The organism is Paraburkholderia sp. JHI2823 (assembly GCF_038900695.1).
Classification (GTDB): Bacteria; Pseudomonadota; Gammaproteobacteria; order Burkholderiales; family Burkholderiaceae; genus Paraburkholderia; species Paraburkholderia mimosarum.
Genome location: NZ_JAYMRY010000322.1, coordinates 1 through 407, shown reverse-complemented (window position 1 = coordinate 407; position 407 = coordinate 1). Strand labels below are relative to the sequence as shown.

Here is a 407-nt window from a genome sequence, read left to right as displayed (position 1 = left end):
ATCTTGTTGTTGCCGACGATGGTCGTCACGTTGTCCGGCGTGACGATCGTCGTGCCGAACAGGCCCAGCTCCGTGACGGTGCCGGTGACGCCCGCGGCGGTGACGAAATCACCGACCTTGAACGGCCGCAGCACCTGCATGAACACGCCGGCCGCGAAGTGCGCGAGCAGGCCGCCCCACGCGGTACCGATCGCGAGGCCGAGACCGGCGAGCAGCGCGGCGAACGACGTCGTCTGCACACCGAAGATTTGCAGGATCGCGAGGACGAGCAGCAGGTTCAGCAGCGCGGCGAGAATCGAGGCGAGGTAGTGGGCGAGCGTCGGATCCACCTTGCCGTTGCGTGACAGCACCTTGCGCAACAGGTTGGAAATCACCCCGATGACCCAGCGGCCGACGATCCACAGCAC

1 protein-coding gene is annotated in these 407 nt (G+C 66.1%); it reads right to left on the bottom strand.

What is annotated here, in order from left to right:
- On the bottom strand, positions 1–407 hold a 407-nt coding region (locus tag VSR34_RS38830), incomplete at both ends, for a mechanosensitive ion channel domain-containing protein (RefSeq protein ID WP_342965290.1).